19 protein-coding genes are annotated in these 21679 nt (G+C 38.2%); 11 read left to right on the top strand and 8 right to left on the bottom strand.

Annotated features, from left to right (window positions below; all coding sequences use genetic code 11):
- The first annotated feature begins 106 nt into the window (after positions 1-106).
- Positions 107-301: a hypothetical protein gene (locus tag NST46_RS17815; RefSeq protein WP_095307273.1), complete on the top strand. Its 195-nt coding sequence runs from the start codon at positions 107-109 to the stop codon at positions 299-301.
- 201 nt (positions 302-502) lie between these two features.
- On the opposite strand, the gene NST46_RS17810 is transcribed toward NST46_RS17815, so the two are convergent.
- From NST46_RS17810 to sspI, 6 genes are all read right to left on the bottom strand, one after another.
- Positions 503-1147, bottom strand: a complete 645-nt coding sequence (locus NST46_RS17810; RefSeq protein WP_118889058.1) for a lytic transglycosylase domain-containing protein — start codon at positions 1145-1147, stop codon at positions 503-505.
- 65 nt (positions 1148-1212) lie between these two features.
- Complete coding sequence (locus NST46_RS17805) at positions 1213-1884, bottom strand: ABC transporter ATP-binding protein (RefSeq protein WP_303447395.1); 672 nt, start codon at positions 1882-1884, stop codon at positions 1213-1215.
- On the bottom strand, positions 1877-3010 hold the full coding sequence (locus NST46_RS17800) for an ABC transporter permease (RefSeq protein ID WP_303447394.1): 1134 nt from the start codon (positions 3008-3010) through the stop codon (positions 1877-1879). The genes NST46_RS17805 and NST46_RS17800 overlap by 8 nt, the downstream gene beginning before the upstream one ends.
- Positions 3007-4185: an ABC transporter permease gene (locus tag NST46_RS17795; RefSeq protein ID WP_341137758.1), complete on the bottom strand. Its 1179-nt coding sequence runs from the start codon at positions 4183-4185 to the stop codon at positions 3007-3009. The genes NST46_RS17800 and NST46_RS17795 overlap by 4 nt, the downstream gene beginning before the upstream one ends.
- 104 nt (positions 4186-4289) lie before the next feature.
- Positions 4290-5873: a DUF6583 family protein gene (locus tag NST46_RS17790; RefSeq protein ID WP_340001848.1), complete on the bottom strand. Its 1584-nt coding sequence runs from the start codon at positions 5871-5873 to the stop codon at positions 4290-4292.
- Between the two features lie 397 nt (positions 5874-6270).
- The gene (gene sspI, locus NST46_RS17785; protein ID WP_095307266.1) at positions 6271-6498 is read right to left on the bottom strand and encodes a small acid-soluble spore protein SspI; all 228 of its coding nucleotides are present in this window, start codon (positions 6496-6498) and stop codon (positions 6271-6273) included.
- Positions 6499-6594: 96 nt separating this feature from the next.
- Here sspI and NST46_RS17780 point away from each other — a divergent pair, with 96 nt between their 5' ends.
- From NST46_RS17780 to pheT, 3 genes are all read left to right on the top strand, one after another.
- Positions 6595-7332, top strand: a complete 738-nt coding sequence (locus NST46_RS17780; RefSeq protein WP_341137531.1) for a TrmH family RNA methyltransferase — start codon at positions 6595-6597, stop codon at positions 7330-7332.
- A 406-nt stretch (positions 7333-7738) separates the two neighbouring features.
- Positions 7739-8773, top strand: a complete 1035-nt coding sequence (gene pheS / locus NST46_RS17775) for a phenylalanine--tRNA ligase subunit alpha (protein ID WP_095307264.1) — start codon at positions 7739-7741, stop codon at positions 8771-8773.
- 26 nt (positions 8774-8799) lie between these two features.
- Entirely contained in the window at positions 8800-11229 is a 2430-nt protein-coding gene (gene pheT / locus NST46_RS17770) for a phenylalanine--tRNA ligase subunit beta (protein ID WP_303447388.1), read from the top strand.
- Positions 11230-11436: 207 nt separating this feature from the next.
- On the opposite strand, the gene NST46_RS17765 is transcribed toward pheT, so the two are convergent.
- Positions 11437-12132, bottom strand: a complete 696-nt coding sequence (locus tag NST46_RS17765; RefSeq protein WP_303447387.1) for a uracil-DNA glycosylase — start codon at positions 12130-12132, stop codon at positions 11437-11439.
- 23 nt (positions 12133-12155) lie between these two features.
- The gene (rnhC, locus tag NST46_RS17760) at positions 12156-13097 is read right to left on the bottom strand and encodes a ribonuclease HIII (protein ID WP_341137530.1); all 942 of its coding nucleotides are present in this window, start codon (positions 13095-13097) and stop codon (positions 12156-12158) included.
- A gap of 128 nt (positions 13098-13225) precedes the next feature.
- On the opposite strand from rnhC, the gene zapA reads away from it, so the two are divergent.
- The 7 genes from zapA to NST46_RS17725 all read left to right on the top strand — a co-directional run bounded on the left by zapA (position 13226) and on the right by NST46_RS17725 (position 21654).
- Positions 13226-13489 (top strand): cell division protein ZapA, encoded by a 264-nt coding sequence (gene zapA / locus NST46_RS17755; RefSeq protein WP_095307258.1) that lies wholly within the window; start codon positions 13226-13228, stop codon positions 13487-13489.
- A 3-nt stretch (positions 13490-13492) separates the two neighbouring features.
- On the top strand, positions 13493-14044 hold the full coding sequence (locus NST46_RS17750) for a CvpA family protein (RefSeq protein ID WP_251661400.1): 552 nt from the start codon (positions 13493-13495) through the stop codon (positions 14042-14044).
- A 151-nt stretch (positions 14045-14195) separates the two neighbouring features.
- Positions 14196-15914, top strand: a complete 1719-nt coding sequence (gene polX, locus NST46_RS17745) for a DNA polymerase/3'-5' exonuclease PolX (protein WP_095307256.1) — start codon at positions 14196-14198, stop codon at positions 15912-15914.
- 194 nt (positions 15915-16108) lie between these two features.
- Positions 16109-18454 (top strand): endonuclease MutS2, encoded by a 2346-nt coding sequence (locus NST46_RS17740; RefSeq protein WP_341137529.1) that lies wholly within the window; start codon positions 16109-16111, stop codon positions 18452-18454.
- A 127-nt stretch (positions 18455-18581) separates the two neighbouring features.
- Positions 18582-18989, top strand: coding sequence for a DUF350 domain-containing protein (locus NST46_RS17735; protein ID WP_095307254.1), 408 nt, complete (start codon positions 18582-18584; stop codon positions 18987-18989).
- A 241-nt stretch (positions 18990-19230) separates the two neighbouring features.
- Positions 19231-20934 (top strand): AMP-binding protein, encoded by a 1704-nt coding sequence (locus NST46_RS17730; RefSeq protein WP_340001853.1) that lies wholly within the window; start codon positions 19231-19233, stop codon positions 20932-20934.
- A gap of 135 nt (positions 20935-21069) precedes the next feature.
- A complete protein-coding gene (locus NST46_RS17725; RefSeq protein ID WP_095307249.1) occupies positions 21070-21654 on the top strand; it encodes a TetR/AcrR family transcriptional regulator in 585 nt (194 codons plus the stop codon).
- The last annotated feature ends 25 nt before the right edge of the window (positions 21655-21679 follow it).

The raw sequence follows: 21679 nt of genomic DNA, 5'->3' as shown, positions 1-21679 counted from the left end.
TACTAGTGGGCAGAAGAGTTGAATACGACACCGACACAAGAGGAAATCTATAGTGTTGATTAGGCTTTTTAGATAGTATAGTGATATTCAAAGGAGGAGAAAGCCCTTGGATAAATTATTAGTTTTCTTAATTATTGTAATAGCAGTGGTCTTCGATTACTTTTGGTTGGATAGGGAAGGAAAACGTTGGAGTTGGACGAAGAATTGGACCAAGTTTCAAAAAGGGTTATTGTTTTCTGCTTTTTTAATTCTAGCAGCAATAACCTACATGTTATCGTACCTCACAAGTTCTACACCATAACTACTCATTTCTTATAAATGTTAACTCACACTAATAGGAGGAGCTATGAGCGTTCTTAAAGAACGGCCACCCAACTACCATTTGAAATGCTTGCTCTACAGGAAGGTTTATACTCGAAAGCATCTCCCCATAATACAAAACCGATTCTCGGCAACATAAAAAAGGAAACTCCAAATCATCGGAATTTCCTTTAAAATAAATCTAAGCAAGATAACTCCCCATAACTTTTCGAACGTAATTTTGTGTTTCATTAAACGGTGGAATACCTTGATATTTTTCTACATTTCCTGGGCCAGCATTATAAGCTGCTAAAGCAAGTTCAATGTTTCCGTTATAACGTGTAAGCATTTGGCTTAAATACTTTGTACCACCATCAATGTTCTGGCGTGCGTCATAGGAATTCGTTACACCTAAGCCTGCTGCTGTTCCTGGCATGAGCTGCATCAATCCTTGGGCGCCAGCAGAACTTTTTGCCATCGCATTGTAATTGGACTCATGCTTAATAACAGCGTGGATCAGGTTTTCATCAACCCCATATTTTTGTGCTGCTTCGGTTATATGCGCTTGATAATTCGTAGGACCTGGCTGATTACTATAGTTTGGTGCAGCAGCCACAACGTTATAACTAATATCTGGTTTTGCATTGTATATATTATATGGCATGTTGTTTCGATAATCTGTAGGTATGCTATTCAGTCGTTGCGCTTGATTTATTTTCTCTAATAATAACTGTTGAAAGGGTATCGCCGACGTTTGGCTGGGTTCTGATAACGTTGCAGCAGAATTACCTGACATAATCGATAGTGCTTGATATTGTATCATTTGCTGTAAATCTCGTATTTCCATCGGGAATCACTCCTTTCCAATCCTTCTATCTATTATTTTACGATTAGTGGACAGGTTTAGCAATACTAAAATGTGACAATTTGTTTATTTGCTTCCTTAAGCAGATTCTTATAAAATGGATCTTCTCCAATACAAATAATGCTATCACAAAGCGTGCTGATCTCATCCATATCATGAGAAGTATACATAATCATTTTATTTTCCTTTATCGCGAGATTTTTCAGGTGATTACCAATTTCCTTTCTGGATTTCAAATCGATGCCAACGGTTGGCTCATCAAGAAGCAACAGGTCGGGATCATGGATTAAACTAATCGCCATGTTCAGCTTCCGTTTCATTCCACCGGATAACGTTTTAACAGGTTCTTTCCATTTATCCAGCTCCATATCCAGACAAAGCTGTTGTAATTCTTGTTTCGACCTTCTTTTCCATGAAAGCTTTTCAAAAAAGACCATGTTTTCTTCGACGGAAAACTCTTCCCAAATTGCAATATCCTGAGGAACATAACCAATCTGCTTACGTACCTCTTTTCGTTTTTCACGGTATGACTTTTCATAAAGTACAATATTACCGTTTGTAGGACTTGCTAGGGTAGCCAGAATGTTTAATAACGTAGACTTACCCGCGCCATTTTCTCCAACAAGACCAATAATTTCACCGGGCTGCACGGAAAAGGAGATTTGGTTTAAAATTAGTTTTTTTCCATAGGATTTTGTAATCGATTGTACTTCAAGCATTTAATTTCTCTCCTTTTGCAATCCAGATACTAACTAGGGCAAGGGGGACTAAAAGCCATGGATTCCAGAATGTTTGATCCAAGAACGGTTGAATCGGGTTAACATCTAACAACCAGGGAAAACGTTTTGTCAGTCCATCGATAGGAAGTATAGCCCCGCTTAAAATAATTAAGAATAAGACTAGAATAAATGAAACACTGTAATAGAAGTAGCTGTTTTTAAACAGTAATGCTAGTAAAAAAGCACTTGTACTGATAAGAATTCTAAATGAAATAATTGCGCCAATCAGGTTGAAATCGATACTTTCACTGAGCAATTGTTTAAAAACAACGATACTTAAACCGTCAAATAACAAGAAAGCTATTACATAAAATCCAAGATTTTGGATTGCATAATTTTTATACGTAAAACGCATAAAAGCAAAACGCGGCATAAGTCCTGGACGCCGCTCTTTAATCAGCCAATCGGTCAATAAAAGCGTGGATAAAATGCTGAAAATCGCCCACAGTCCCCATGTATTTAAAATGGAGATGTCATTCTTCATTCCTACGCCTTCATCATTATAAAAAGAAAATGTCGTGGCAAGTAAATTTTCCTGTGCTTGAATTTCATTTGTTTTCGCAATAATTTCATCAAAAGAAACCATTGCTTCAGGTTGTAACCTTTCTTGCAAATCGGTAATGGTATGAGCTGCTTTCACTTTTCCCGTGTCCTGCTGCACATAGGAAATAAGCATTTCTCGAATTGGTGTATAGGCAAAAGAAAGGTTGGATTGATAGCTCGTTATAAGGCGATTACGACTGCCGCGTAAAATCTTTGCTTCATATCCGTCTTCTATTATAAATGCACTATCCAATTCATGACTTTCGATCTGACTGCGCGCTTCTGATTCGCTCAATTCATAGACGCGTAGAAGAGGGGAAGATTTCATTGTTTCAAGTAATGAATTTGCAAGCTCGCTATCTTCTTTAACTACCATACCAATCGGGATTTTACTATCCTCCTGTACTACATTTGTAATTTGTATCATACAAACAGTCGCAAGTATTGGAAGGAGAAACCAAAATAGATGGGAAATCCAGTGTTTCTTCCAGTGCATCAATCGAGTATGGATGATTGACATCATATGGCAACACGCTCCTTCCAAATTGAAATACTAGTCAATATGAATGCTGCAGCAGCGTTCATTAGAAGGAGGGGAATATAATCTGCATAGAGTCGGTTGTTTAATAAAATATCTTGTATCCAGCTTAAAGCTTCATATGAAAATAAATAGGGCAGCAGATTTTGAATCCACAATGGATAGTAAATAACTGGAATAATCGCACCGCTTATGATAATGGACACAAACGTGAATACGGATTGTACGAGTAATCGAAGCTTATGTGACTGGGTAAGTGATTCGATAATGGCAAGACATTGCACGAAAATTCCACTATATAACAATGTGAGTAACGTAATTCGAATGTAATCCTCCAGAATAACGGTTTCCACCAAGATAGTTTCTAAAGCGATAAAAGATAGCCCAGCAAAGGATGCTGTAACGATGATGGTAATAAACATTTTTGCGATTGTCTGCTGAATTTCGAGTACACCATAAAGTCGCATCCGATTTTTTAGACGTGTTGGATTTTCTTTTGTAAAAAAAATATAAATGGCTAAGAGCCAAATCGAAACAAGAATAAACCAGCTTCCGACAGTGAAATATTGAATGGGAGACGACGTTGCTAGGTTTGTGATTTCTCGTTCCATTAAAACGCGGTCACGTCCAACTGTATAGAATAAAAACTCCTTAAATTGCTCGAAAACAAAATCATTTCGCTCTTCATCATCCATATTGAATTCCCGTGCATAGGAATTAATTGCAAGAATATTTGCTTGTGAGGCACGTATGTGACGGGAAACACTTTCAATAAGCTCGTTTACCATAAAGCTTTCTGCATGTTGCTTTGCATTTCCGGTTACAGGAATCTCCACTGATTGCCCTTGCATTAGATGGCTTGTGAAATTATCCGGAAACGTAATGTAAGCACTGATTTCATTATTTTCTATGGCTATTTTAGCTTCATTTTCAGTCATACTATGTATTTCTATAAATGATCCCAGTTGGGAAGAATGTTCGATAAGCTGGACGATCAGCTCAGTTTGTTCATTTTCATCTAAATTGACTAAGCCTACTTGAACGGTTTCATTCTCTGAAGGTATAAAATATGTAATTATAATTGCAGCAGCTAACCCGACAATAATAACCGGAAACATGAAAAGAAGAGGAAGTGATGACCACTTCCTCCTTAGCTGCATTAAATGATTTTTTATAAATAATTGTATGTGTCTCATGTAATGCATTGTGGCACGCTCGTTTCGTGTTTATAAATTAAAGGTAGTTTAAAAGCCGTTAGAACTAATTAGAATCCCATTCCGCCACTAGACATAAGGCCGAACAGCCATTGCTGGAAGCTTGGTGCTACATCGTTTTCAAAGTATTCCTGTAGTTCTGTAGTAGACATGCTACCTAAATCCTTCACATTATCTTCACTCAATGTTTCAACAGAATCAATTGTTTGGCCTTCTGTATTCATATTTAATGTGAACATATCTTGACTTAAGTCTGGAGTCTCTAAAGAAATTTGATGTGCTGCATTCATTTTATCAGCTTCATATGTTGCATCTCCTGTCCAATGCAAGCTTCCGCCGCCGCTAGCAGGGTCTTCAACAGTGAACACACGATTAAATTCACGTGTACCATCTGCAAGTGTTTCTGTTCCGTCATAGGATAGAACAAAATCTTCAACTGTTAGGTTGATAGAATCTGTAGCTTCGTTACCCTTCCAGTTCAAATCACCTGTAATATTCATTGTTCCTTCTTCGTATGCATCTGAGAATGCAACGTCATAATCAAAGAATTGATTTTCATCTGTTAACAATTGTGAACCAGTAATAGAAATTTTCGCTAGTTCCTCAGCATTCGTTCCCATTTCAAGAACGAATTCACGTTGGACAATCTTATTGTCAGCAATCCATAGTGATGATGTTAATCCATTTGGAATCTGCAATTCTTCTATACCATCTTTTGCTTCTGTGATACTAGCTTCAAAATCTTCAGTAAATGTATCCAATTCATCTTCCATATAGATACCGCCAAACTGCTGGGCAACCATTTGTTCCTTGATGATTTCTTTTAGTTTATCATCCTTTTCCATCTTATCCAATACAGTAGTTAAGATGTCTTTAAATTGCTGCTCAGTAAGGTGTAACTCAATTTTTTCGGAATTAATAGATTCGCCATTAACTTCTACCGTTTCATCGCTGCTTGTAAATGCGTCATCTGGCAATTCATCATAAATCAATTTGAAGTATTCATCTTCTATATGTGTTTTGTATTCTTCAGGGAAGATTTCTCCTGCACTTTCAAACAGCGTATCTAACCCAAGTGTTTCTTCACCAGTAAATGTTGCTGGATCTACTTCATGAAGGAGTGGACCAAAATCTTGATCATTTAATTGTAAAACTTCTTCTAAGAAAGGCACCCCAACCATAACTTTCTCATCTGTTACAAAAACTTGAAGATCATTTATCTCCATCCCAGCGATATTAGCTGAAATCCCAGTATAAACTTGTTTGTTTTCCATATCGGTTTGAGAATCAAGCTTTATACTAGAGTTGTTGATTAATGTTGCAGGATCCATGCCGTATCCCATGCTTCCTGCTGCTGGATCATTGTATTCAGCAGTTAATTCAAGTGATGAAGCAGTTTTGTCAGTTTGCGTTTTTTCATACCAGTCAAATTCCGGTTGATAACGTTCCTCCGCTCGTTCCACCATGTATTCCCACGTATCTTTTTCAGCTAGAAAATATGCATTTTTCGGAGAATCCTTAATTAGCATAAATGCTAAGGCTGTTCCTCCGGCTAATACGACAATACCGACAATAAGTGCAATTAACCCTTTGGAAATTCCTTTTTTCTGCTGTTCATTCGTTGTACCTTCCACAAACTTACCCCTTTCTTTTCCTTCCTCTTACTTAGTTTATTATGAATCTCTGAAACATATAATAACAAACTGTTTCAACTTTTTATATCATTTAAAAACAAACTAGTCAAATGGTGCTAAAAAAAATACGAAACATCGTAATCCAAAAGGCTTTTGATCGTTTTAAATTCAAGATAATTTAGTAGGTAATTCAACTTATTGAAATGGTATAAAAAGTAAAAAACAATCTGTAAAACTAGAAGTAATTATAGGAATCTTACCACTGGTTAGGTAAAAATACTTATTTTTATTTGATTTTACAGTTTAAAGAAAAAGTCACAGTTGAGGATGTTCAAGGGAATATGATGGATTTTATAAAGGAGGGGGAGGCGATAGACAACCTCCACCGAATAGTTTCTTATTGTAAATTTTGTGTGGCGGCTTTAACACCTTGTTCTAATGCATCAACCATTTCTTTTTTATCTTGCTCTTCCGATTGATTCCAAATTAATTCAAATAGCACACCAAGACCGGGAAGCATTTTTTCTTCACCGTTTTGTATAGCGTCAACAATCGTTGACTCCAGTTGCTGCTGATCGTTGGTTGCGATATTAGACAGAATTGCTTTTCGTAAATTTAAATTCATATAGACACTCCTCCACTTTTCAAATTATGGATAGTTTGACCAACGTATATAAAAATATGTATGATGGATAAAGAAATAATAAGAAGGATGAAACCAATGATTACGTCAGTAAAAAATGAAAAAGTAAAACAATGGAAAAAACTCCATAAGCGAAAAGAAAGAACACAGGCTGGTGCGTTTCTTGTAGAGGGATTCCATTTAGTGGAGGAAGCGGTAAAGAGTAATTGGACGGTTCGTGAAGTTATTATACAGGAGGGGGTCGAGCTGCCAAGCTGGACAGACAACTATCCAGTCGTTTCAATTAGCGACAATGTGATGGCATACATCTCCCAAACTGCGGCACCACAAGGAATTATTGCTGTTATTGAAAGTCGACAACAGACACTGCGCAGTGGCAATCATTTACTCCTTATTGATTCGATACAGGATCCTGGAAATTTAGGAACAATTATTCGAACTGCAGATGCTGCAGGGATGGATGGGATTATGCTTGGAGATGGAACAGTCGATCTTTATAATGATAAGGTCATTCGTTCAACGCAAGGTTCTATTTTTCATATCCCAATTATTCATGCAAACCTGGGAGAGATGGTTTCAGCATTAAAAGAAGAAGGCTTTGCAATATGGGCAACAGCTTTAGAAAATGCGTCCAATTATAATGATATAATCCCAGGTAATAAAATGGCGATTATATTAGGTAATGAAGGGGCTGGAGTACAAGCTGATTTGATTGAGCAAGCAGACAGGTCGGTAAAGATCCCAATCTATGGCCAAGCGGAATCATTAAATGTAAGTATTGCAGCAGGAATTCTTATGTATCACCTAAAAAGATAATCTTGCAAGTGGGTTCGAAATTATTTATAATGAATGTAATCTCAATATGTAAGCAAAGAAGGAGCTCGTTCCTATTTAGAATGTGATTCAGGGAGGAAATGCCTAAGACTGGGAGCATTTCTATCGCAATAATACGAACAATTCACTCTGGAGCTGGCACTTGGACCTTCAATCTGAAGTAAAGGTGTTCCGGATATAAATCCGTTATCAAGTTTAAGTTGGGCAGCAAACGTATGCTTTTCATACATATATTCTGTCAACAAGGGTGGTACCGCGAAATAATAGCCTCGTCCCTTTTTGGGATGAAGGCTTTTTTTATTTGTACAAAAGCAACAGGTATTCCACTTAGATGGCGTGGTCGACTTGCCAAGTTTTTAAAATCACATATTCAAGGAGGTAATTATCAATGAAAGAACAATTAGAGGCTCTACAGGCTGATGCATTGCAAAGAATTGCCGCAACGGAGACAATTCGAGAATTACAAGATATTAAAGTTGCGTATCTAGGGAAAAAGGGATCCTTAACGGGAGTTCTTCGCGGAATGGGCAAGCTTTCGAAGGAAGAGCGTCCAGTTGTCGGGGAAATTGCTAACCATGTAAGAACTGCAATCACAACGGCACTTGAAGAAAAAACAGAAAAGCTAGAACAAGCGGAACTGGAGAAACAACTTGAAGAAGAGACAATTGATGTTACATTACCTGGCCGTCCAGTGAAGGTAGGTGGTCCTCACTTATTAACGAATATCGTTCAAGAGATTGAGGATTTGTTTATTGGCATGGGCTACGAAGTAAGAGAAGGCCCGGAAGTCGAGACAGACTACTTTAATTTTGAAGCATTGAATTTACCGAAGAATCACCCAGCGCGTGATATGCAGGATTCGTTCTATATTACGAATGAATTATTGCTTCGTACCCATACATCACCAGTTCAAGCACGTACGATGCAGGAATATAACGGTGAAAAGCCTTTTAAAATGATTTGTCCTGGAAAAGTGTATCGCCGGGACACAGATGATGCAACACACTCTCATCAATTTACACAAATTGAAGGGCTTTATGTAGACAAAAATGTGCGAATGAGTGATTTAAAAGGTACGTTGGATAAATTCGCTAAGAAAATGTTTGGTGAAGACCGTGAAATCCGTTTGCGTCCTAGTTTTTTCCCGTTTACAGAGCCTTCCGTAGAGATGGATATTTCTTGTAAGGTGTGTGATGGAAAAGGATGCAGTGTGTGCAAAGGTACTGGATGGATTGAGATTCTTGGTGGAGGAATGGTTCACCCTAAAGTACTTGAAATGGGCGGATATGACCCAGAAGTATACAGCGGATTTGCATTTGGAATGGGACCTGAACGAATTGCCATGCTGAAGTACGGTGTGAATGATATCCGGAACTTCTATGCAAATGATATCCGATTCTTAAAACAGTACCATAAAGCATAAGTGAGATCACGAAGGAGGTAAAACAATTGTTAGTATCATATAACTGGTTAAAAAAATACGTTGATTTAGGAAATTTAACGCCTGAAGAGCTTGCCGCAAAAATTACGAAGTCAGGGATTGAAGTAGAGGGTGTCGAATATGTGGCAGAAAAGAGTACCAATGTTGTAGTCGGCTATGTAGAGTCATGTGAAAAACATCCCGATGCAGATAAGTTGAACCTATGCCAAGTTGATGTAGGTGAAGAGAAATTACAAATTATTTGTGGAGCACCGAATGTGGCACAAGGTCAAAAGGTTGCTGTAGCAAAGCCGGGAGCAGTTCTTCCAGGTAATTTCAAAATAAAAAAAGTGAAGCTTCGTGGAATTGAATCGAATGGTATGATTTGTTCCTTAAAAGAGCTGGGTATCGAAGAAAAATATATCCCAACCGATATTGCAGATGGTATATTTGTATTTCCAGAAGAGGCAACAGTCGGAGAACCTGTTGATGAGCTGCTCAACTTAAATGACGCTGTCCTTGAATTGGATGTTTTAGCAAATCGTGCAGATGCTTTAAGCATGCTTGGTATTGCATATGAGGTTGCAGCAATACTTGATCAGCCGGTAAAACTGCCAGATGAGGCAGTTCAAGTGGAAGAATCAGCAACAGTAGCTAATTATGTTTCCGTTGAAGTCGAAGCAGCAGAATTAAATCCCTATTACGGGGCATTTATGATAAAGGATGTGGAAATCAAACCATCTCCATTATGGATGAGAAATTACTTAATGGCAGCTGGCATTCGTCCAATTAATAATGTTGTTGACATTACAAATTATGTACTCCTCGAATATGGCCAGCCATTACATGCGTTTGATTATGATAGATTTGGCTCTGAAAAAATTGTTGTACGCCGGGCGAAACATGATGAGACTCTAACAACATTGGACGGACAAGAGCGAATATTAACTGACGAGAATCTTGTAATCACAAATGGTAAGGAACCTGTAGCATTAGCTGGTGTTATGGGCGGATTGGATTCAGAGGTTGCGAGTGAGACAACGAATGTTTTACTGGAAGCTGCTTATTTTGATGCCATTACAGTTAGAAAGACGGTAAAACAAACTGGTCTGCGCAGTGAGTCCAGTACCAGGTTTGAAAAAGGAGTCGATCCAAACCGTGTCCGTAAAGCAGGAGCTCGTGCATGTTTACTGCTGCAGCAATATGCTGGTGGTAAAGTAATAGCTGGGACTGCTGAATTTGATAGGTTAGACCGAACAGAAAAAGTCGTCGAAATTGATACACCACATATTAACAATCGACTAGGAACAGAAATGACAACGGATGATATTGCTTCTATCCTTAAGCGACTGCAATTTGACTATAAGCAAGATGACGATCATTTCACGGTTCACGTACCTACTCGTCGTGGTGATATTACACTATTTGAAGATATGCTTGAAGAGGTTGCTCGAATTTACGGGTACGATAATCTTCCATTTACATTGCCAGAAGGTGCTGGACAGTCTGGAGGCTTGACCGTAAGACAGCAATTAAAGCGCCGGGTTAAAAACTTTGTTCAAGGTGCAGGTTTAATGGAAACATTAACCTATTCTTTAACAAATGAGCGGGATGTAAAACGTCTAATCAGCCCAGAGGTTGCAAGTTCAGCTGCGTCGCCTGTTGCTTTGGCAATGCCAATGAGCGAGGATCACAAATATCTTCGTCTTAGTATTTTACCGGAACTATTAAACGTTCTATCCTATAACCGCGCCCGTAGTCAAGTAAACCTTGGCTATTATGAAATGGGAAGTATTTTTATTTCGGGACAAAATGAACTATCAGAACAGCCAGATGAACAACTTCGTATCTCCGGAGCTCTAACTGGCATATGGTCGGAGCAAGCTTGGCAGCAAGAGAAAAAAGAGGTTGATTTTTATGTTGTGAAAGGAATTGTTGAAGGATTATTTGATTTTCTGCAAATCCCAGTAACATATAGTCAAACCAAGGTGACTGATATGCATCCAGGAAGATGTGCGGTAGTAAAAGTTGCTGATAAAACTGTTGGGTTCATTGGTCAGCTGCACCCAACACTTCAAAAACAACTTGACTTAAAAGAAACGTATGTATTTGATTTAAATCTGGAAGAAGTCTTTGCGGCATATGATGCTGTACCATCCTTTACTGCAATTCCGAAGTATCCTTCCATTGCTAGGGACATTGCGTTTATTTTAGACAAGAATGTACATGCTGGAGACGTGAAAAAGGTTATTGAGGAAGTTGGCGCACCACTTGTTAATCGTGTAGATATCTTTGACCTGTATCAAGGTGACAACTTGGAAAAAGGTAAGAAATCCATAGCGTACAGCCTACTTTATCAACATCCAGAAAAAACGTTGAAGGATGAGGAAGTAGAAGAATCTTACCAAAAAATAATCGCAGCCGTTAACGAAAAATTCAACGCCTATGTAAGATCTTAAACAGATAAAAGGCTTTCCTGCTACTCGTTGTAGTGGGAAAGCTTTTTTCAGGTTTAAATAAAAACAAGCACCGGGAAGTATCAAAGCGATCGTTGCTGCTCCAACACGCTACCCAACCAACTCAAAACACGCTACAAAAAATAGAGCATACCAGACAGCACTGGAATGCTCCAATTCATTATACTACACCAATACATGCAGTAATTATCAATCGTTATAATTCTTTTTAGGTGGTAATTCCCAACTAATTTCATCCAGTCCGTTTTCTTGCAAGATAGCGTTCGTTTTTGAAAACGGCTTGCTCCCGAAAAAGCCCCTATGTGCAGATAATGGACTAGGGTGTGGTGCACGAATAATGTAATGCTTGTTTGTATCGATTAGTTTTGTTTTACTTTGTGCTGCACTTCCCCAAAGGATATAAATAACAGGATCTTTTTTTGTGTTTAACACATCAATTACACGGTCAGTGAACGTCTCCCATCCCTTGCCTCGGTGTGAATGGGCTTCACCAGACCTCACAGTTAGAACTGTATTTAAAAGAAGTACCCCTTGCATTGCCCATTCAACCAGATAACCGTGTGCAGGGGGTGGCAGACCAAGATCAGCGTGTAATTCCTTGAATATATTACGTAATGATGGTGGAATTTTCACCTCAGGCTGTACAGAAAAACTAAGCCCGTGGGCTTGATTTGGCCCGTGATACGGATCTTGTCCAAGAATCACAACTTTTACCTGACTAAACGGGGTGTAATGTAATGCATTAAAAATATTTTGCATCTTTGGGTAAATCGTATGTGTTTCATATTCTGTTTTCAAAAATGCTCGTAATTGCAGATAATATGGTTTTTGGAACTCACTTGCAAGTAAGGGTTCCCAGTCGTTTTGTAAAATGTTTTGCTTCATTATAAAACCCTTCCTATATAAGTCTATAAATAACGCTGAGCTTTTTTTGTGTTGGCAAAATGTGTCTTGGCGTATTTATCTAATATGGCAGCACCTTTTGTATTGATAACCTTTGCGATTGTTTGATCCACTTTAGCAGAGGCTCCTTTAGGAAGCGGGATACCAATGGCCTCAGAAAGCTTATCCATTTCTTTCACAAAGCTTGTTCTGGCAATAATAGATGCTGTAGCAACGGCGATTGAATGGCTTTCGGCTTTTGTAATAAAATATGTCTTTTCCGGCAGCTGTTGTTGTTCTGTGCCGATATGTCTACTATAGACAGCTGGTTCACAAAATTGGTCAATCAGGATGCCATCAAGTTCAACCTTACCAATTTTATTTAATAAATTTGTAATTGCGTGATGGTGAAGCATGGCCTTCATTTTTCCTTGTGACCAGCCTTTTTTCTGTAGCCTATTGTACTTTTCATTATGTAAAACAAGCAACGAGTATGGAATTTGAAGCTTGACGATATCCTTTGCTAATTTAGAAATAATCGGATCTGTAAGGTTTTTCGAGTCCTTTACTCCAAGCTCTTTTAGAGTGGCAAACTGACTTTTGTTCACATATGCTGCAGCAACGGTTATTGGACCGAAATAGTCACCAGTTCCAGCTTCATCCGAACCAATGTGACTACTTGTAAATAAGCTGGTATCCGGCGTATATCGTGTTTTGATTTGATTTTGGCTCGTCTTTTTTACTGTTTTAGTTGCTGAGGTACTCGAGTTTGTCTGCCATTTTCCTGCCTCTAATTCAGGTGCACTCCCTTGGAATAGAACCTTGCCAGATTTATAGGCTGTTATGACAGCAGCGCTTGTTTTCGCACGAAAGACAGCTCCAGGTGGGGTTTGTGTCAAAGCGCTTTTATAATGTAATTTCATTTCATTTATTGTATCTATTGGTAATACATGTACCTCTTGTCCCATCTACATCTCTCCAATCCTTGCATATATTGACTATAGCAAAATAGCTTTCATAATGAAATACTTCTTTTTAAAAGTACTTCGTGTTAATATTAAGTGAAGAATTTTTTGTTTGCAGGAGGTAACACCACATGGACGAGGGCGAAAAGCAACGTATTACAGTTGATATATATAATAGAACATATACAATAGTGGGACCAGAGTCAGAAAGTCATGTTCGATTAGTCGCAGGTCTTGTCGATCAGAAAATGAAAGAGCTGCATGAAATGAACCGGCAATTAGATACAACAAGATTAGCAGTCTTAACTGCTGTAAATACAATGAATGATTACCAAAAACTGAAAGAAGATTACGCAACCTTATTGGGGTCGCTTAGAAAGAAAGAGGATAAGTAAGTTATGTTAGACTTTATATTATTCATTATGTTGCTTTTCGGGTTTTTTATGGGCTTGAAAAGAGGATTTATATTACAATTACTCCACTTAACTGGATATATTATCGCATTTATTGTGGCAGTGAAGTATTATGATGTATTAGGTCCAAAGCTATCACTTTGGATTCCATATCCAGAACTGTCGGAGGAAAGTGCATGGGCAGTCTTTCTGCAGTCGTTACCACTTGAGACAGCTTTTTATAATGCAATTGCGTTTGCGATTATCTTTTTCGCGGTTAAAATTGCATTGCAAATCATAGCTTCCATGCTCGACTTTGTAGCATCCATACCCATTATTAAATCCGTTAATAAAATTCTAGGCTCCGTTCTGGGGTTTTTAGAAGTATATTTAATTATATTCATCTTGCTGTATATTCTGGCGTTAACACCAGTTGAGACAATCCAGAATTGGATTAGCAACTCTTCAATAGCAGTTTTCATTATTGAGAAAACGCCTTATTTCTCAGAAAAGCTACTAGAGCTTTGGTTTACCTATACAGGTGGGGAAGCAAGTTAAATTTAAATCGTTATGATTTGATTACCGGAGACTGATTCATCGTATTAGGGATACGCTTGTAAGTTCGGAGCAGGTGGTATGAACTAAATAGAATCAGTCTTTTTTTAGAGGTTGCAGTTTTATATGAATACTTATGGAATAGGTGATAGTTGTGGCAATTAATAAAAAAGATGTTATTCAATTATTAGAGAGAATAGCCATTTACTTGGAGCTAAAAGGAGAAAATCCATTTAAAATATCGGCATATCGAAAGGCAGCTCAAGGCTTAGAACAAGATGATCGGTCATTAGCTGACATTGAGGATTTTACAAAAATCAAAGGAATTGGTAAAGGTACAAGCAATGTCATTGTAGAATTTATTGAGCAGGGTGAATCTCAAGCTTTGAAGGAACTAGCTGAGCAAGTACCGCCTGGATTAATTCCGCTACTAAATCTGCCAGGCCTTGGTGGCAAAAAATTGTCTAAGCTTTATCAAGAGCTTGGAGTTATTGATGCGGATACATTAAAAGAGGCTTGTCTAAGCGGGAAAGTAGAAAATCTTGCAGGATTTGGCAAAAAGTCAGCAGAGAAAATTGTCGCTGCATTAGAGGAGTCAGGGAAACGTCCAGAAAGACTGCCAATAGCGATCATGCTTCCATTAGCAGAGAGAATTGAAGCATATTTAACTGAAATTGAAGAAATTGAATCCTTTTCACGGGCTGGAAGTCTTCGCAGAATGCGGGAAACAATAAAGGACCTTGATTTCATCATTGCAACTTCCAATCCATCCGCTGTAAGAGAGGCACTACTTGTCATCCCGAATTTAAAGGAAGTCATCGCTAAAGGAGATACAAAGGTATCGGTAACATTGGAGGATGTGTATGATATCAATGTCGATTTCAGGTTGGTTTCAAAGACAGAGTTTGCAACGACCTTGCATCACTTTACTGGCTCAAAAGATCATAATGTTGCATTAAGACAGCTTGCTAAATCAAGAGGAGAGAAAATTAGCGAATATGGAGTAGAAGTAGAGGAAACAAACGAAGTACGGACATTTTCAAATGAAGCAGAGTTCTTTCGCTATTTTGGACTCCAATTTATTCCGCCAGAGGTAAGAGAGAACACGGGGGAAGTGGAAGCATTTAAAGAAGAAAAAAGATTGATTGAGCTTGCTGATATAAAAGGCGATTTACATATGCATACAACCTGGAGCGATGGTGCGCAATCACTGGAAGAAATGGCGAGCCATGTTCGTGCCATGGGGTATGCCTATATGGCAATTACCGATCATTCCAAATACCTCCGCGTAGCAAATGGGCTAGATGAATCGCGCTTGCGCAAGCAGAGAGAGGAAATTGCAGCTTTAAATGAAAAGTGGACAGATTTTCATATTTTCGCAGGGGTAGAAATGGATATTCTACCAGATGGCTCACTTGACTTCTCTGATGCGTTTCTTCGTGAAATGGATTATGTAATTGGTGCCATTCATTCTAGCTTCAACCAATCACAAGAAAAAATAATGAAGCGACTATATTCAGCATTAGAAAATCCATATGTATCATTGATCGCCCACCCTACTGGCAGGCTCATTGGAAGACGAGCAGGTTACAATGTTAATGTAGAGAAATTGATTGAGAAGGCAAAAGAAACAAATACAGCATTAGAAATCAATGCCAATCCGAACAGACTTGATTTATCTGCTGATTGGGTGCGTAAAGCTCAGGAAACGGGTGTAACAATCGCAATCAACACAGACGCTCATAGCTACCAAATGCTCGACCATATGGCATACGGAGTAGGAGTAGCTAGAAGAGGATGGCTTGAGAAGGATACCGTTATGAACACGTGGTCTAAAAAGAAACTCATGGATTATTTTAATCGTAATAAATAAAGGAATTTTGAAAAATCCTTTTAAAATGACAAGTAGGAATCAGTTCAGCTAACAGCGGCTCCGTTCTGTGGTCAATTTCGAAAACAGCGCGTCTTGTGGTTACCGGGCGCGGAGAGCTAAGCTGATTGAACTCATCGGTTCTTTTTGAACATGTGATATTTAAATAAGAAGCCTATTTAAAGGAGTAATTAAGCATGAACGAACGAATTCTCCGTGTACTCGAATTTAAAAAAATAATAGAAAATCTATCCATGCACGCAGCTACAACATTAGGAAAGGATTTTGTATCTAAGTTAAAGCCTGCGACAGAATTAAAACAGGTTATCGAGCTGCAGAATGAAACAGACGAAGCGAGCCAAATTGCTCGTTTGAACAGAACTATTCCGTTAGGGGGCGTCACAGATATTCGCCCTAGCTTGAAACGAAGTGCCATCGGTGGTGTGCTTTCAACACATGAATGTCTTGATGTTGCCAATACGATTTATGGTGGAAGGCAGGTAAAGTTGTTTTTTGATCAACTCGAGCTTGAAGAAGAAATACCAATTCTTGAAGGATTGGTGGAACGAATAACACCACTTCGTGAACTGGAGATGGAGATAAAAAATTGTATTGATGACCGCGGCCACGTAATAGACAGCGCATCAGCAAGCTTACGCAGTATTAGAAGCTCCATCCGGACGTTTGAGAATCGGATTCGAGAAAGATTAGAGAGCTACACAAGAAATAATAGCAGTATGCTTTCTGATGCAATTATAACGATCCGAAATGATCGCTATGTGCTCCCAGTTAAACAAGAATATAGAGGGGCAATTGGTGGGATTGTTCATGATCAGTCGTCATCAGGTCAAACCTTGTTTATGGAGCCTAAAGCTATTGTAGACTTAAATAATCAATTGCATGGAGTGATTACAAAGGAAAAACAGGAAATAGATCGGATTTTAAAAGAATTAAGCCAATCCATTGCAGTAGAAGAACATGATTTGGACCAAAATGTCATGCTGCTTGGTCAAATTGATTTCATATCTGCACGTGCTAAATTAGGTCAAGAAATGAAAGCAGCCCGACCAAAAATGAATGACCGAGGGTTCATTCAAATGAAGCAAGCAAGACATCCATTAATTCCAATTGATGAAGTGGTTGCTAATGATGTGGAGATTGGAAAAACGTATACCTCGATTGTAATAACAGGTCCGAATACAGGAGGAAAGACCGTTACACTGAAAATGGTGGGTCTTTGTACATTAATGGCGCAGTCCGGTTTACAAGTTCCCGCACTAGATGGCTGCGAGCTCGCAGTGTTCAAGGAAGTGTTTGCTGATATTGGGGACGAACAATCGATTGAACAAAATTTAAGTACATTTTCTTCACACATGACAAATATAGTAGAAATCATTAAGGAAGTAAATGATCATTCACTTGTGCTTTTTGATGAGCTTGGTTCAGGCACAGATCCACAGGAAGGTGCTGCACTAGCGATGGCCATTCTTGATGAAGTTGTTTCTCGCAATGCACGGGTAATTGCAACAACACATTATCCAGAGTTAAAGGCATATGGATACAATCGCAGCAATGTTGTGAACGCATCGGTTGAATTCAATGTCGAAACCTTGCAGCCTACCTACCGGTTGCTTATCGGAGTGCCTGGTCGAAGTAATGCATTTGAAATATCGAACCGATTAGGCTTGAATAATCATATAATTGAAAGAGCTAAAGGACTTGTAGGTGTTGATTCGAAAAGCGTTGAAACAATGATCGCTTCATTGGAAAAATCGCATTTAGAGGCGGAACGGGATTATGAAAAAGCACATGCAGTATTACTTGAAAGTGAGAAATTACGTGAAGACATCACAAAAGAATGGAAGCAATTAGAGCAAAAGAAGGAAGAGCTGTATAAAAAAGCTGAAGAAAAGGCAGAAAAAGCCCTGACGAAAGCTCGAGAAGAGGCGGAACGAATTGTAAACGAAATCCGTCAAATGAAAACAAATGTCTCACTAAAGGAGCATGAGTGGATTGAGGCTAAGAAAATGCTTGAGGAAGCTCAGCCACATTTGACCCAAAAGCAAAATAGACAGCCAGACAAAAAAGCTGCTGAACAAAGAGTACTTCAACCTGGTGATGAAATTAAGTTGCTAACTGTAAATCAGAAAGGTGAAGTTTTAGAAAAAGTAAATGATAATGAATTTTTAGTGCAGGTCGGAATCATGAAGGTTAAAGTGAAACGACATGAATTACAGTTTCTTGGTAAACCAAAGCAAACAATGGAAAAACCAATAGCAACGATAAAAGGATCGAATTATCATGTAAGTACAGAGCTGGATTTGCGTGGGGAACGCTATGAGGATGCCTTACTGAAACTAGAGAAATATATTGATGATGTTTTGTTAGCTGGCTATCCAAAAGCCTATATTATTCATGGTAAAGGTACCGGTGCTTTAAGAAAAGGAGTACAGGAATTCGTGAAGCGACATTCTCAAATTAAGAATGCGCAGCCAGGAGGAAGTGGCGAAGGTGGCAGTGGTGTAACTGTTCTTGAATTTTAATAAGCGGATATCTGTGCTTGTTACTATTTTAGTTAGGAAAGTATCTTACTTTCCTAACTGCATCTACAATTGATGCGTTGCTAAATGGTATGGCAAATTTCTAGAGAAGTAGGAGAGGTCGACTGTTATGGAAGGATTTTGGGAACATATCATCGTAGTTACAGCAGCCCGCTACAGTGTATTTGTCTTATGTACACTTGTCTTCTTAGCAATTTTTGAACTTGTAACATCTTATAAAAATTGGGAAGAAATAAGAAAAGGCAATCTTGCTGTTGCGATGGCAACGGGAGGAAAGCTATTTGGGATTGCAACGATTTTTCGCTATTCAATTGAACATAATGATTCTCTTTTGCAGTCAGTTGGATGGGGTGTTTTTGGTTTTGTTTTATTATTAATGGGTTATCTCATGTTTGAATTTCTTACCCCGCTTATGAAAGTAGATGAGGAAATCGGGAATGGAAATAAGGCTGTTGGCTTCATTTCCATGATTATATCCGCGGGATTAGCATTTGTAATCGGAGCCAGCATTGGATAAAGAGAGGGGAGATCAACAGTGGTATTAGATCGTTTAGCAAAAATATTAATTGTTGTGGCAGTGATTTTTGTAGTAGTAGGTATATTTTACTTAATATAAGTGGTTATTATATGACCAGCTTCTTATTCACTCCTCTTTTATTTTGTTACATAATAAAAAATCAAAAATTAATTAAAAAGATTTCAAAAAATAGAAATTAATCGGTATAATGGTTATAGTATAGTATAAAGGGGAGTGAAAAATGAAACCTAACCGAAAATGGCATGAACATTACCCGTCTGAAATACCTACGTCACTGAAGTATGAGAAAAAAGCCTTACATGTATACTTGGAAGAAAGTGCAAAAGCGTACAAAGAAAAGAAAGCGCTTTATTTTATGGGGAAGGAACTTTCCTATCATGAATTGTTTTTGAAATCAAAGCAAATGGCGAATTATTTACAGTCTCTAGGAGTGAGGAAGGGGGATAAAGTAGCTATAATGTTACCGAACTGTCCGCAGGCTGTTATAAGCTATTATGGTATTCTGATGGCGGGCGGAACGGTGGTTCAGACAAATCCACTGTATACAGAACGTGAATTGGAATATCAGCTAAATGATTCTGGCACTTCGGTAATTGTTTGTTTAGATATCTTGCTTCCTCGAGTTACAAAAGTAAAAGGAAACACAGAATTAAAACATACAATTGTTACAGGAATTAAAGATTACTTGCCATTTCCGAAAAACCTGATTTATCCGTTTATCCAGAAACGAGAGTATAACATGGTTGTTAAAGTAGAACAAAGTATAGATACGCATGTATGGCAATTAATGATGGAAAAGACACCGGCGGAATATTTGGAGCCTGAAATAGATCCAGTTGAGGACTTAGCATTATTACAATATACAGGCGGTACAACTGGTCATCCAAAGGGTGTTATGCTTACCCATTATAACCTTACATCGAATGTCGAGATGTGTGAAAGCTGGTTATATAAAACAGAAAATGGAAGAGAAATTGTGATGGGTGTGCTTCCGTTTTTCCATGTATATGGAATGACCACCGTCATGAATCTCTCGATTAAGCAAGGTTCAAAAATGATTCTGATGCCAAAATTCAATGCATTAGACGTACTTAAAGCAATTGATAAACAAAGGCCGACCTTATTTCCCGGTGCGCCGACCATCTATGTTGCTTTACTGAACCATCCAGATTTGAAGAAATATGATCTTTCATCGATTAAAGCATGTATTAGCGGCTCAGCTCCATTACCAACTGAGGTTCAGGAACAGTTCGAGAAAATAACGAATGGGAAATTAGTTGAAGGCTATGGATTAACAGAATCGTCACCAGTAACACACGCGAACTTTGTCTGGGAAAACCGAGTGAATGGTAGTATCGGTGTACCATGGCCAGACACAGATTGTAAGATTTTTAAGATGGATGCAATCGATGAAGAAGCAGAAGTTGGGGAAGTTGGAGAGATTGCGGTAAAAGGGCCGCAGATCATGAAAGGTTACTGGAATAACGAAGAAGAGACGAATAATGTATTAAAAAACGGATGGTTATTTACAGGTGATTTAGGTTATATGAATGAACAAGGCTACTTTTATATTGTTGATCGGAAAAAGGATATGATTATTGCAGGGGGATATAATATTTATCCACGTGAAGTAGAAGAGGTTCTTTATGAGCATGAAGGCATTCAGGAAGCGGTGGTAGCTGGTATACCAGACGCTTATCGTGGAGAAACAGTCAAGGCCTATATTGTTCTTAAGCAAGATTACAGTATCACTGAAGATGCGTTAAACGAATATTGCAGAAAGCATCTTGCAGCATACAAGGTTCCGAGAATATATGAATTCCGCAAAGAACTACCTAAAACTGCAGTTGGTAAGATATTAAGAAGGAAGTTAGTTGACGAAGAGGTAGCCAGACAGACAGAAGAGTCTGTAACATCTATTTGAGCCTTGTGCTCTTCTTTCTTTATTTGATTATGGACAAGGTATATTATTGACAGAATAGTCTGTAGCAGTTAAAATGAAATTATGAATGACTATTCACTCAGTATGCAAAGTGAAACACATCTTAGGAGAAGACGCATGAAAAATAACAAACCCAAATATAACCAAATTATAGAAGCGGCAGTAAAAGTCATTGCAGAGAACGGCTATCATGGATCGCAAGTATCTAAAATTGCTAAAGCAGCTGGTGTTGCGGATGGTACAATCTATCTTTATTTTAAGAACAAAGAAGATGTGCTTGTATCTGTTTTTGAAGAGAAGATGGGTGAATTTATTAAGCAAATCGAAGAATCAACTAATCAAAAGCAAAATGCAAATGAGAAATTATTTACACTAATTAAAATGCATTTTGAACAGCTTTCTGCCGATTATCATTTAGCGATTGTTACCCAGCTGGAATTAAGACAATCTAATTACGACCTTCGCATTCAAATCAATAATGTTTTAAAGCGATATTTAACTGTATTGGATAATATCCTGAAAGAAGGAATACAGCAACAACTATTTCGTGATGATCTAACGATTCCGTTGGTACGCCAGATGATTTTTGGTACTTTAGATGAAATCGTAACGAATTGGGTTATGAATGAGCAAAAATATGACCTGAATAAACAAGTTCCAGCTGTTCATGACTTGTTAATGAAAGGGCTTTCGGTAGATTGAATCGAATCAGATTAAATCTAAGTAT

The organism is Oceanobacillus sp. FSL W7-1309 (genome assembly GCF_038002145.1).
In the GTDB taxonomy this organism is placed as follows: Bacteria; Bacillota; Bacilli; order Bacillales; family Amphibacillaceae; genus Oceanobacillus; species Oceanobacillus profundus.
Note: the sequence above shows the minus strand (reverse complement) of the source record. Positions and strands in the feature narration are given on the sequence as shown.